Annotated in this window: 10 protein-coding genes and 1 pseudogene; 3 read left to right on the top strand and 8 right to left on the bottom strand. The window is 65.0% G+C overall.

Going from position 1 to position 12,545, the window contains the following annotated elements; all coding sequences use genetic code 11:
• The 8 genes from HPY83_10750 to HPY83_10715 all read right to left on the bottom strand — a co-directional run.
• Positions 1 to 255, bottom strand: a 255-nt coding sequence (locus HPY83_10750) for a penicillin-binding protein (GenBank protein ID NPV08423.1), incomplete at its 3' end; no start/stop codon positions are given.
• A gap of 12 nt (positions 256 to 267) precedes the next feature.
• The gene (locus HPY83_10745; GenBank protein NPV08422.1) at positions 268 to 1,221 is read right to left on the bottom strand and encodes a hypothetical protein; all 954 of its coding nucleotides are present in this window, start codon (positions 1,219 to 1,221) and stop codon (positions 268 to 270) included.
• 43 nt (positions 1,222 to 1,264) lie between these two features.
• Entirely contained in the window at positions 1,265 to 1,498 is a 234-nt protein-coding gene (locus HPY83_10740) for a DUF433 domain-containing protein (GenBank protein NPV08421.1), read from the bottom strand.
• 116 nt (positions 1,499 to 1,614) lie between these two features.
• Complete coding sequence (locus HPY83_10735) at positions 1,615 to 2,481, bottom strand: class I SAM-dependent methyltransferase (protein ID NPV08420.1); 867 nt, start codon at positions 2,479 to 2,481, stop codon at positions 1,615 to 1,617.
• Entirely contained in the window at positions 2,471 to 4,777 is a 2,307-nt protein-coding gene (locus HPY83_10730) for a hypothetical protein (GenBank protein ID NPV08419.1), read from the bottom strand. The genes HPY83_10735 and HPY83_10730 overlap by 11 nt, the downstream gene beginning before the upstream one ends.
• Positions 4,778 to 4,994: 217 nt before the next feature.
• Positions 4,995 to 6,056 (bottom strand): Gfo/Idh/MocA family oxidoreductase, encoded by a 1,062-nt coding sequence (locus HPY83_10725; GenBank protein NPV08418.1) that lies wholly within the window; start codon positions 6,054 to 6,056, stop codon positions 4,995 to 4,997.
• Between the two features lie 409 nt (positions 6,057 to 6,465).
• Complete coding sequence (locus tag HPY83_10720; GenBank protein ID NPV08417.1) at positions 6,466 to 7,950, bottom strand: hypothetical protein; 1,485 nt, start codon at positions 7,948 to 7,950, stop codon at positions 6,466 to 6,468.
• Positions 7,951 to 7,970: 20 nt separating this feature from the next.
• Positions 7,971 to 8,138, bottom strand: coding sequence for a hypothetical protein (locus HPY83_10715; protein NPV08416.1), 168 nt, complete (start codon positions 8,136 to 8,138; stop codon positions 7,971 to 7,973).
• Between the two features lie 510 nt (positions 8,139 to 8,648).
• Here HPY83_10715 and HPY83_10710 point away from each other — a divergent pair.
• From HPY83_10710 to HPY83_10700, 3 genes and pseudogenes are all read left to right on the top strand, one after another.
• On the top strand, positions 8,649 to 9,638 hold the full coding sequence (locus HPY83_10710; protein NPV08415.1) for an ABC transporter permease: 990 nt from the start codon (positions 8,649 to 8,651) through the stop codon (positions 9,636 to 9,638).
• A 13-nt stretch (positions 9,639 to 9,651) separates the two neighbouring features.
• A complete protein-coding gene (locus tag HPY83_10705; GenBank protein ID NPV08414.1) occupies positions 9,652 to 10,809 on the top strand; it encodes an ABC transporter permease in 1,158 nt (385 codons plus the stop codon).
• 358 nt (positions 10,810 to 11,167) lie between these two features.
• Positions 11,168 to 12,450 (top strand): annotated as a pseudogene (locus HPY83_10700) (methyltransferase).
• Positions 12,451 to 12,545 lie beyond the last annotated feature (95 nt).

Raw genomic sequence — 12,545 nt, 5'->3', positions numbered from 1 at the left:
GGGCTTGAAGGAGGACCCCGGCTGGCGAGGCGCCAGGGCCATGTTGACCTGCCCGTCTATCGCCCCGTTGTAGTAGTCCACGCTGCCCACTATGGCTAAGATCTCGCCTGTCTGGGGCCGGAGGATCACCACAGCGGCGATGTTGGCGTTGTTGGGCACGCCGTACTCCGCGATCTTCCGGGCGGCCACCTCCTGAGCCATGTTCTGGATGTCCAGGTCCAGGGTGGTGTAGACCCGAAGGCCACGGCGATACATGGCCTCGCCGTACTAGCGCTCCAGCAGGTCGCGCACGTAGATGGCGAAGTGGGGAGCCTGGATCTCGTACCTCTCGGTGGGCGGCCGGATGACGAGCTCTTCCTGCTTGGCGGCGTATGCTTGCTCCGGCTCTAGATACCCCTGGCGCACCATAGTGTCGAGGACGATCTCCTGGCGCCGCTTGGCCACATCCGGGTTGTCTATGGGGTTCATGCCTGGATACTGGGGGATGTGCACCAGCATGGCCGCCTCAGCCAGGGTCAGCTCCTGCACGTGCTTGCCGAAGTAGACGCGAGCGGCCGCCTCGATGCCGTAGGCATGGTTGCCGTAGAAGTTGCTGTTCAGGTACCACTCTAGGATGCGATCCTTGCCTTCCCGGCCAGGGTAGCGGCGGGAGATCTCGAGGGCCAAGATGGCCTCCTTGATCTTGCGGGCGTAGTTGATCTGGTAGCGCTCCTCGGCGGGGATGAGCACGTTCTTCACCAGTTGCACCGTCAAGGTGCTGCCGCCCTGGACGCTCTCGCCTCTCAGGTTGGAGAGGAAGGCACGGCCGATGCCCTCGAGGTCAATGCCGGGGTTGGTGTAGAAGTTCTTGTCCTCCATGGCGATGGTCGCCTGCTGGATGTAGAGCGGTATCTGATCCAGGGGGACGTAGGTCCGGTCACCGCGGGGGTCAGCCACCTCGTAGAGCAGATGTCTGCCGGTCCGGTCGTAGATCTTGACCGTCTTGAACTGGTCTTCGACGCGCTCGATCTCCCCCGGGTCGGGCAGGTCCCGGGCGAAGTAGGCGTAGACGGCCACGGCGGAGCCGATGACGGAAGCCACCGAGAGGGCGATGGCGACCAGGAAGGCGGCGATGCTACCGGTGGCTACCCCGGTGGCCACTCCGGCGAAGAGGCCGGCACGGCTGCCGCCCCGGGGTCGGCGCCGTTTGCGGATGAGGTATGCTTTCAGGTCTCGATTCATGTCATTCCTTTGGCTCGGTGCATTCGTCCACGAGAACGTGCACCTAGGCTGGCTCTGCGCCCAGGGGCATGAATGAACGGCCCTCTAGAGCCTCGGCGGCAGACAGCAGACAAGCCTGGATGTCGTCCTTACTGAGATCTCTGTACTCGCTCAGTGTCCCCTCTTCCCTGACGCCACTGGCCAGCAACCCTGGGATGTACTGGACGCTGAGCCGCGTCGCCACTATCACCGGCTTGCCGACTAGTACCTTGGGGTCCACAGCAAGGCACCCCAGCAACTCCCTCTCTTCGCATTCATCGCAGTGATCTCCGCAGGCCTTGGGAGAGCGTCTCCGACACTCTCGCCCGAACTATGGGCTTGCGCTATCTCGCCTTCCTGACTAATGCTGTCCCCCTACGGCATTCTCTCCACCACCACGAAGTGGGACAGCCCGAAGGCTCGCAGGGGCGTCCTCTCCAGAAGGTACGTCAGCCCCCGAGCCAGTCTGGCGGCCGCTGGCCACCGCCGGAATATCTTGTCATAACCGGGATAGATTTGCACGTGGGCGACCACCCGGCAGGGCAGGGAAGCGAGAAGGCGTCGCAGCTCCCAGACGGTGTAGGCTCGCACGTGGGGCGCCAGCCGACGGCGCATCGGGTTGGGCAGGTACCCGACCAGGGGGATGTTGCCCTGTATGTAGCGGCCGCGCCAGTAGATTCCGTGCGTCTCGAAGGGGTAGAGCCGATTGGGGGCGAAGATGAACACCCGGCCTCCGGGACGGGTCACGCGCATGGCCTCGGCCAGACAGACGGCGTCGTCGCTGAAGTGCTCGATGACCTCATGCAGCAAGACCGTTCCGAAGGCGGCATCCCCGAAGGGCAAGTGTTCGGCTCGGGCGGCAGCCACGGGAAGGCCCTTCCTCGCCGCCGAGGGAAGATGGGTTGCCTCCACATCCACCCCGAACGCCTGCACTCCCTCCTGCCGGAACCGCTCCATATACACGCCTACGCCGCAGCCCACGTCCAGCATGGGAGAGGGCCGGGTCACCAAGTAGGGCCGCACTAAGGCGAAGCGGCGCTCTTGGCCGAAGCCCCAGACGTAGCTGGGACGGCCCAGGAGGGCGCCGCGCTCCCGATCGTCAGCGGCCTCTGCCTGGGCGGGGCGAACACCGCCGCGCGGGCGCGGGTCGCTGAGCGGGCGAACACAAGGTTCGCCCCTACGGATCGGGGGAGGGATCGGGCTGCCCCCACGGATCGGGGGAGGGGTCGGGCTACTGCTCATCTAGCTCCTCTGGTGCCTCTTCCTTCCCCTCCGTGGCGGCGATCAGGCTGTGGCTGTTGTAAGGGCCATCCACCTCCCGGCTGATGATGCCCCGCTCGATCAGGGCGTCTATCATGCGGGAAGCGCGGTTGTAGCCCACGCGCAGGTGCCTTTGCAGCATGGTGGTGGAGGCACGGCCCTCCTGGGCGATCACTGCCATCGCTTGCTCTAGCAGGTCGTCCTCCTCATCCTCGGTGACGCTGTCCTCGGTGGACCAGAGCTGCTTCTGCACAAAGTGATCGTCGTCGGCTGCGTCCACGGCGGCGTTCTTCCAGAAGCGGACCAGCGCCCCGATCTCCTCGTCGGAGACCCAACAGCCCTGGGCGCGCACCAGTCGGTTACGTCCGGGCGAGAGGTAGAGCATGTCGCCCCGGCCCAATAGCCTCTCGGCGCCGGGCGTGTCCAGGATGACTCGGGAATCCACCTGCGAGGACACGGCGAAGGCGATCCGAGCGGGGAAGTTGGCCTTGATGAGCCCGGTGAGGACGTCCACCGATGGGCGCTGCGTGGCCACCACCAGGTGTATGCCGGTGGCGCGCGACATCTGGGCCAGCCGACACAGCGCCCGTTCCACGTCGTAGGGGGCGCTCATCATCAGGTCGGCCAGCTCGTCCACGATCACCACAATGCAGGGGAGGGGGCGGTTCCCCTCGCGCTCCATGCGCAGGTTGTAGCCCCGCAGGTCCCGGGCGCCGACATCGGCGAAGGCGGTATAGCGGCGGTCCATCTCCCTCCCGGCCCACTTCAGGGCCCCAATGGCTTCCTCGGCATCGGAGACCACGCTGCCCACCAGGTGAGGGACCCCCTTGTAGATGGCCAATTCCACCCGCTTTGGGTCTATCAGCACCAGCCGCAAGGTATCGGGGGTGTTGCGGGTCAGCAGGCAGGAGATGATGGAGTTGATGGCAACTGACTTTCCCGACCCCGTGGCCCCGGCCATGAGCAGGTGGGGCATACGGGCCAGGTCCGCCACCACCGGACGGCCCGAGATGTCACGACCCAGGGCCAGAGCCAGGGGTGAGGTGAGCTTCTGGAACTCGGGGCTAAGGAAGACACCACCGAGAGACACGACCTGAGTCTGGGGGTTGGGCACCTCTACTCCAATGACGCCCCGGCCGGGAATGGGAGCCTGAATGCGGACGGGCGAAGCCGCCAGCGCCAGCGCCAGATCGTCCGCCAGGGAGGCGATCTTGCTCACCCTCACCCGCATGCGCCGGACTTTGCCGTCCGATGAGCGCTTCTCCACGTACCCAGGTTTGACCGCGAACTGGGTGATGGCGGGGCCCTTCTGTGCCTCCACCACCTGAGCGGGGACGCCCAAGCTGGCCAAGGTCTGCTCGATGGTGGCGGCTCGCTCCTCCACCAGGTCATCGGTCACTTCGACCTCTTCATCGCGGGCGAAGATCGCTGTGGGGTCGGGCAGGCCCCAGTCGGATTCGGGTGCCAGAGCCGGCAGATCCGCGGCCGTCTCCTGTGGTCTCGTTGGCTCGGGGCTCTGGATGCTAGCCGCCGGCGGTACCGGGGCCGCGCGTGTCGTGGGCACAGCGTCCTCCGGCGGAACCACGATCATCTCCCGCTGCTTCGCGTGCGTGGTGTCCTCGGCTGTCAACTCTACCTCGAGCGGCCGCGGCCGGCGGCGCCTTCGAGCCGGGGACATTGAGACGCTGCCGGATCTCCGGGAGCTTGTCAGCCGCTGCACCGAGGAGCGCCAGGCCTCCCAGGCTCGAGAGGGTGAGAGGTCGAAGGCCACCATGGCGCCTATGAGAGCAAGGGCTACGGAGAAGAGGTACGCGCCCAGACGCCCCAGCGCCTGGGCCAAGGCTGAAGATAGCAGCCATCCCACCCAGCCGCCGCCGTAGCCGGCTACGGAGAGCTCGAAAGGATTGGGAAGGCGGCGCAGAAGGTGAGTGATGGCTAGAGCGCTGAGAAGAAGCAGGAGCGCTCCCGCGACGCGGCTCGGGGGCACTGGTAGGCGGCGCCGGGCGCGACCGTAGAGGGCGCCAGCCAAGACGGGCGGGAATAGATAAGCGGCCCAGCCCAGCAGGCGACGCAGGAAGGTGGCCCACCCCTGGGTGAGGGTGTTGCTTCCCGGTGCCAGAAGGGCCAGGAAGCTGAACGCAGCCAGGACGAAGCCGGCCGCCAGACCCAGCCGGCGCCAATCCCACGGCGGAGGTGACCACCGGAGCCGAGGCAGGCTCAGCCGGAGGCTTCGTCGGGCCTTCTTGCGGCGGGTGCTTCGGCGTCTACTGGAGGGCATGGCTCGCTCTGTGATACGCAGTTGGGTGTCGGGCAGCAGCGGACCCCATCATCGGGGCTCTGCCCCTCCATGGCTCGCAATGCCTGTGCCAGACAGCCGTCTGGTGCCGGCCCGCATCGCTGCAGCGCAGGTGACCACGGCCATCTTGCTCTGAGCCATGGGCCCGCTCCTGCCCCCTGTGAACCCTACGCTCGCACGTGAGCTCCGTCACTCTGGCCTATGCCACCTGGCGGTCCACCTCCACCTCACGGCCGGCTGCGGCCGACCGGCGGATGGCGTCCAGTACCTTCACTACCTGAAGCGCCTCCTCGCCCGAGGAAATAAGAGTCTTGCCTGGGTCGCGGATGCAATCCACGAAGTGCCTCTGGGCCGAGACGCGTTGCATCTCGGGCAACTCCACCTGGGTGCTCTCCAAGACACCAGCGCGGTCGCGGAAGATCGTGGGCGGTTTGAGCATGATTCCCGCCTGGGTACCGCAGACGCGCACGTTCCACTCTGGCTCCTGATGGGCGGCCCAGGACACATCCACGAAGGCGGTGGCGCCATTATCGTAACGTATGAGCGCCGAGGCCAGCTCGTCCACGTCGAACCTCACCCCCGCCCGAGCGGCCTCGTCCTCGTAGAGCATGCGGTAAGTGGAGGCGGACACGGAGACCGGTCGAGGACAGCCCATGAACCACCACATCAGGTCGTAGGCGTGTACGCCGATGTCCATTAGCGCGCCGCCGCCCGCCTTCTCCCGGTTCAGGAACCAGTCCCCCCGACCCATGATGCCGGTGGGCGGGAAGTGAATGGTGGGCACGGCCCGGCGACGGATCATCGAGGCGCGGCCATAGTAGACCTGTCCTAACTCGCCGGAGGGTGCCAACTGGCCCAAAACAAGGTTGGAGTCGCGAAACCGGTTGTTCATGTGGACCATGAGGCGCTTGCCCGTCTCTCTTGCCTTGGCGACCATGGCCTCGGCGTCCTCGAGCGTGGTGGCCATGGGCTTCTCGCACAGCACGTGGAGGCCAGCCTCTAGCGCCGCCAGGGTGAACGGCGCGTGCAGGTAGTTGGGAACGGCGATGCTGATGGCGTCGAGCCCGTCGAGGGCGCACAGGTCACGGTAGTCGGCGAAGACGTGCGAGGCACCGTACTTGTCGGCGAACTGGCGCGCCTCTGTCTGGTTCAAGTCGCATATGGCCACTATGCGGACGCCGGGAATCTCACTGTAGGCTTGCATGTGCAGGCGACCCATGCCCGTGCCGATGACGCCCACGCGCACTTCACTGTCTTCCACGTCCAGACCTCCCCCCGTTGGAGATGGCCGGCATTATATGCCTGAGGCACTGTAGAGGCGATTGCGGGCGGCCTCAGGCGCGCGATGTGTTCGTGCAGCGGCTATCATGCCGCCTTCCATGGGGCCTCCCGGCGAGCCGTAGCGGTCTGCTCTGGGCCGCGTGCATGAGCGCGCCGGCCGTGCGCAGTTCGCAGGTGTAGAACTCATCGTTCCTGAAGCGCTTCACCACCTGGTCCATGTCCACGATCAGCCCCTGGTTGAGCGCCCTGCCCGGGCCCATCCTCGCATCAATCGCCTTATGGGGCGCGTCCTTGGTCTTGGCAATCCTGGAGGACGTTGCCATTGATGAGTGCCTGAGAGAGTTCCGCCAGTAGGGCCGTGTTTCGCTCCCTCCTGCTGTGTCGTGAGCTTAGTGGTCGTACCTCGGGTCATTCCTGGCCGCCTCCACGATGCGGTCAATCTCCCGCACTTGGGCCGGCTCCAGGGGCTCGGGGTGGTGCTCGGAGAGTATTCTCCTGGCCTTCTCCCTGGCCTTGGCCTCCATCCCTCGCACTTCCTGCGCCTGGAAGGCGCTCCAGGGAAGCCTCTCCACCAGGTCCGGCAGATAGAACTCCTCCCGGAAGTGGGAGGCGGTGTGGGGATGGGTGAGGAAGTTACCCCCTATGCCCACGTCCCTTATCGCCTCCAGAGCTAACGTCTCCTCGTTCACCTCGAACCCCTTCAGCATCCTACGGACGTACCCGGCGATGGCATCGTCAATCACCAATTGCTCGAAGGAGAAGGTGACCGCGTTCTCCAGGTGCCCTAGCGTCCCCACCCCCGTAGCTCCGGCCAGGATGGGGAACAGGATGGAGAGGGCCTTCTCCATCCCCGCCTGGGCCCCCGGCAGGCAGGCATCGGTCTTGCCCCCGTGGCAGCCTCCGGGCCGGCCGTAGAAGTCAGCCAGCATCTGCATGGCCGCCGTTACCAGGGGGATGCGATCGGCGCCGGCGTAGGGGTAGATCATGGAATCCATGGCGGTGAGAGCGGGACATACGTCCAGGGAGATGACGGCGTCCCGATCTATGGCGTAGGCCAGAGTGAGGGCTCCCAGGGTCTCCGCCAGCCCCAAGGCCAGAGTCCCGGCCGAGGAGGCAGGGGCGGTGGTGCCTCCGGCGGGCATAGTGTCCAGAGACTGAGGGACGCCCCGCTTGACGTACTCCACGAACACGGTGGCCATGTTCTCATCCAGGACCAGCGGGCTCTTGGCCTCCCCGTACCCCACCAGCACCGGCCGTCGTCGCAGCTCCTCCTGGCTCCCCCGCACGACCTCCCCCATTCGGGTGAGGTACTCGATGTCGGCCACGCTCCAGGCCTCGATGCCGCCGAGCTTGGTGGTGTGCTTCACCAGCTCCGCCGACATTACCACCGGGCGCAGGGCGGGGGGCACCTCCTGAGCCGAGCAGGGCAGGCCCACCAGGTCTATGTTGGGGAGGGCATCGGCGAGGCGCAGGCTGTCGCGAACGTCCTGCATGGTGGCATAGCGGCGCTCCCCATCCAGGGCGAGCACATAGGGGGGAAAGCCGCCGGTGTTGAGGTCGAAGTCGGGGCGGGGAGCGCGGGGGAAGGTAGAGAAGTACATGGCAGTGTAGCGCATGGGAATGCGCTCAGGATAGCGCTGGGGGCCGGCGAACTGCTCCCGCATCCTCCGGGCGTTGCCGTCCACCAGCTCGGGAGGGAAGCGCACCACGTGGGAGCGCCAGTCCACCTGGCATCCAGCCCCGTCCAGATAGGCCAGGGCTTCCTGGTGGTCTATGCGCATGCCCACCTCGTCCAGGATGCGCAAGGCCGCCCCGTGCAAGGCCTCCATCTCCTCCTGGGTGAGCACACTGATCTTGCCAAATACCTTACTCATCGAGACCTCCGGCCGGGGAGTCACCGCAGGGACTGCGGAATGGGATACAGGTTACCGGTTTGAGGGAAGAGAGTCGAGTGACCGAGCGCCCATTCCTGGAGCCCATCCTCGGCGGCTCCCCTCAGGTAGCGCAGGTTGTCGCCGGCGATGTCCACGGAGGTAGCCAGATGCTCGAGGGCCGCTGCCAACACGTACCCCTGGTGGCCTGCCTGAGACGAGGCGCGGGGCGATGGCGGGCTGTCCCTTCGTCGGGGTGCTGACTGCCCTGTACACCCGAGACCTCACTCACGCCTCCAAGTTGAGCAGAAGTCAGGACTGGGAGGGAAGGGCTTCGAGCCGGAGCATGGCTCAGATCCTTCTCTGCGCTACTCTGGCGTACGCCGCGGGCCGGCCGCAGGGGCAGGACCGCCAGCCATGGCAGAGCCGTGCAGCTGGATGCTAGACAGGGCGAGCAGGGGAGCTGCCCCGGCAGAATCGCGAGCCATGGCCACCACGACCTGCCGCGCAGACGGGCTTCGCTCCTATAGCTCCGTGGCCCCAGCTCGGAGCGAGGAAGCGGCGGCGGTGACTAGAATCCATCCTCCGATCCTGAGCTGCGATAGTGTCGGCAGATGTGGGCGTGGGCTCGCCCCGTTGGTATAATGGGGTATTCACATCGGCACGATCAGCCAATCCGCCACTGGAATGGAGGTCTTGACTTGGTTGAGTTCGTGATCCGACGCTTCGGCCTCATGATAGTGACCCTGGTGGCCGTGTCCATGGTTGCCTTCGCCATTATCGAGCTACCCCCCGGCGACTATCTCACTGCCTATGCTGCCACCCTGCGTGCCTCGGGCGACTCCATTGACCAGGCTGAGCTCGACGGCCTCAAACGCCGCTTCGGGCTGGACCAGCCTATCTACATCCGCTACGCCAAGTGGATGTGGGGCGTCCTCCGGGGCGACTTCGGCTACTCGTTCGGCTGGAACAAGCCGGTGGCGGAGCTGATCTGGGAACGGCTGGTGCTCACGGTCGTCGTCACCTTCAGTGCTCTCATTTTCACCTGGGTGGTGGGCTTCCTGATAGGTCTATACTCCGCCACTCATCAGTACTCGGTGGGCGACTACACCTTCACCGCTGTCTCTTTCGTGGGCCTGGGCATACCGGACTTCCTCATCGCTCTGGTGCTTCTCTGGGTAGGCTTCCGTTACTTCAACGCCAATGTGGGCGGGCTGTTCTCCCGGGACTTTCAGACTGCTCCCTGGTCCTGGGCCAAGTTCGTGGACATGCTCAAGCACCTCTGGGTGCCCCTGATCGTGCTGGGGGTAGGTGGTACGGCCGGCATGATCCGCATCATGCGAGCCAACCTCCTTGATGAGCTGCGCAAGCCCTACGTCATCACTGCGCGGGCCAAAGGGCTCAAAGAGAGCAAGCTCCTCATGAAATACCCCGTCCGCATCGCTCTCAACCCTTTCATCAGTACGGCCGGCTGGTCGCTACCTCAGCTCATCAGTGGTGCTACCATCATTTCAGTAGTGCTCAGCCTTCCTACCGCCGGACCGCTGCTGCTGAATGCGCTCATGGTTCAGGATATGTACCTGGCCGCCAGCTTCGTTCTGCTGCTGAGCGCATTGACCATCATAGGTACCTTGATCTCGGACATCCTTCTCGCCTGGCTGGATCCGCGCATCCGCCACGGCTTGCGCTAGCGGGAGTGTCTCAATGGCAGGGGAAGAGAGCCACGTAGCGGTCGCGCAGCGGGTCGCGGAGACGGACACTGCTCGAGAAGGGGAACGGATCTTCGTCGCTTCCCAGTGGCAGCTCATGTGGTGGCGATTCCGCAAGCACAGGGCTGCCATCGTGGCCTCGGTTCTCCTGATCGTTCTGTATGGAGTGGGGATCTTCGCCGAGTTCCTGGCACCCTACGACCCCAACAAGTACGACGTCCGCTTTACTTACGCCCCGCCCATGCCCATCCGGTTCGTGGATCACGACGGCAACTTCCACCTCCGTCCCTTTGTCTATGGGCTCACCCAGGAACGCGACCAGCGCACCATGAAGATGGTGTTCACCACCGACTATGAGTCCATCAACCCCATACGCTTCCTGGTGAAGGGCACTCCCTACCGGCTCTGGGGCATCTTCGAGACTGACAGGCACCTGTTCGGGGTGGATGATCCAGACGTCCTGTACTTCGCCATCGGTGCCGACCGGCTGGGTCGGGACATGTTCAGCCGCATCGTGTACGGCACCCGCATTTCTATGTCAGTGGGCCTGGCAGGCGTAGCTATCAGTTTGGTGTTAGGCATCCTGATCGGCGGAGTTTCGGGGTTCTACGGGGGCACGATAGACGTCATCATCCAGCGCATCATCGAGTTCATTCGCTCCATCCCCACCATTCCCCTGTGGATGGCCCTCTCCGCTGCCGTGCCCAAGGAGTGGTCCCCCCTCCGCGTGTACTTCGCCATCACCATCATTCTGTCGTTGGTGGGCTGGACAGGGATGGCCCGAGTGGTCCGCGGGCGGTTTCTCTCCCTCAGGGAAGAGGACTTTGTGATGGCGGCTGCCCTGGCCGGCGCCAGCGAGTTCCGCATTATCGTGCGCCACATGGTGCCCTCATTCCTGAGCCACATCATCGCCTCCCTGACCCTGTCTATCCCGGGCATGATCCTGGCCGAGACCTCGCTCAGCTTCCTGGGCCTGGGGCTGCGACCTCCGGTCATAAGCTGGGGCGTCTTGCTACAGGAGGCCCAGAACCTGCGCGCCGTGGCCACCTCACCCTGGCTGCTCCTCCCGGGGCTGACGGTAGTATTGGCGGTTCTGGCATTCAACTTCGTGGGCGATGGCCTGAGGGACGCGGCCGATCCCTATTCGCGGTGATCGTCGGGGGCGCCCGATGACTGGGCTGGGCCGAGGGCGACCTCTTCGACGCCGTCCTCGGTGCTGCCCGCACGTAGACTATGAGCTTGACACCCCGGCTCTAGCTCCAAACACTGTCCTCATCCCGCTAAGAAGCCAGCCGCGCCCGACGGCTGGCAAAGGGCCTTGACTGAGGTGCAGGCCACAGGCACTCCCGCCTGCCTCTTTCCCGGGGGTGAGAGAAGTCACGCCTTGCAGATTGCCTCTGGGTAGACAGCGGCTAAAGCTTAAGGGTCTTTGGCCGATTAATGTAGGGGCATGCTCATCCATATCCGTCGCTCAGCGGTCCCGCGAGCTTGCCCCGTCAGGAGGAGGTTCCATGACTTCCCGAGAGCGTCTCCGCCTCTGCCTGGCTCACCAGCAGCCTGACCGCGTCCCCCTGGACCTGGGTGCCAGCGCCGTCACCGGCATTCACGTCAGCAGCGCCTACCGACTGCGCCAGGCCCTGAGGCTCGATCCCCCTGGCACTCCGGTCAAGGTGACCGAGCCTTACCAGATGCTGGGCGAGGTAGCGCCTGACTTGCAGGAGGCGCTGGGAGTGGACGTGGTAGGCCTGGTCTCGCCTCGGACCATGTTCGGCTTCCCTAGCGAGAACTGGAAGGAGTGGCGTCTCTTCGACGGCACCCCCGTCCTGGTGCCGGGCGCCTTCAACACCGACCCCGAGCCCGACGGCAGCATCTACCAGTATCCCGAGGGCGACAAGAGTGTCCCGCCGAGCGGGCGCATGCCCAAGGATGGGTTCTACTTCGACAGCGTCCCCCGTCAGGACCCCCTAGACGAGGACCGGCTCGACCCGGAGGACAATCTGGAGGAGTTCGGGCCCATCAGCGAGGCCGATCTCGACTACTACGGGCGGGAGGCAGACCGACTCTACTACGAGAGCGGACGGGGCATCGTGGCCAACTTTGGGGGCACCGGGTTCGGGGACATTGCCCTAGTGCCTGCCCCTTGGCTCAAACACCCCAAGGGCATCCGGGACGTGGCCGAGTGGTACATGAGCACCGTCACTCGCCGTGACTACGTCTACCGCGTCTTCGAACGTCAGTGCGAGATCGCCCTGGCCAACCTGGAGCGCCTGCACCGGCGGGTGGGGGAGAAGGTGGATGTCATCTTCGTCACCGGCACCGACTTTGGGGCTCAGCAAGGTCCTTTCATCTCCCCCCAGTCCTACCGGGATCTGTTCTACCCCTTCCACCGGGCGGTCAACGATTGGGTGCATGAGCACACCAATTGGAAGACCTTCATCCACACCTGCGGCTCGGTGAGGGCTTTGCTGCCGGACTTCATTCGGGCGGGGTTCGACATTTTGAATCCGGTGCAGTGTTCGGCGGCGGAGATGGACCCGGGGGAGCTCAAGCGGTGCTATGGGAAGGAGGTAGTGTTTTGGGGGGTGGGGTAGACACCCAGCACACTCTGCCCTTTGGCACCGCGGAGGAGGTGCGTCGGGAGGTGCGGGAGCGGATAGAGACCTTCTCTCCTGGGGGAGGTTTCGTGTTCGCCGCCGTGCACAACATCCAGGCCGGAGTGCCGGTGGAGAACCTCCTGGCGCTGTTCCAGGAGGTCACAGGGGGTAGGTTACAGGTTGCAGGGAACAGGGGATAGGGGGCGAGGTGGAGGGCCCGGAGCGAGCAGCGCAGGCAATCTCCGTGCAATCTACGCCCTACAGCCTTGACCCGCCTCCTGTTGTCTGCTTCAGC

Source organism: Anaerolineae bacterium (assembly GCA_013178015.1).
In the GTDB taxonomy this organism is placed as follows: domain Bacteria; phylum Chloroflexota; class Anaerolineae; order DRVO01; family DRVO01; genus Ch71.
The sequence above is the reverse complement of the archived record's forward strand: the minus strand, read 5'-3'. Positions and strand labels throughout refer to the sequence as shown.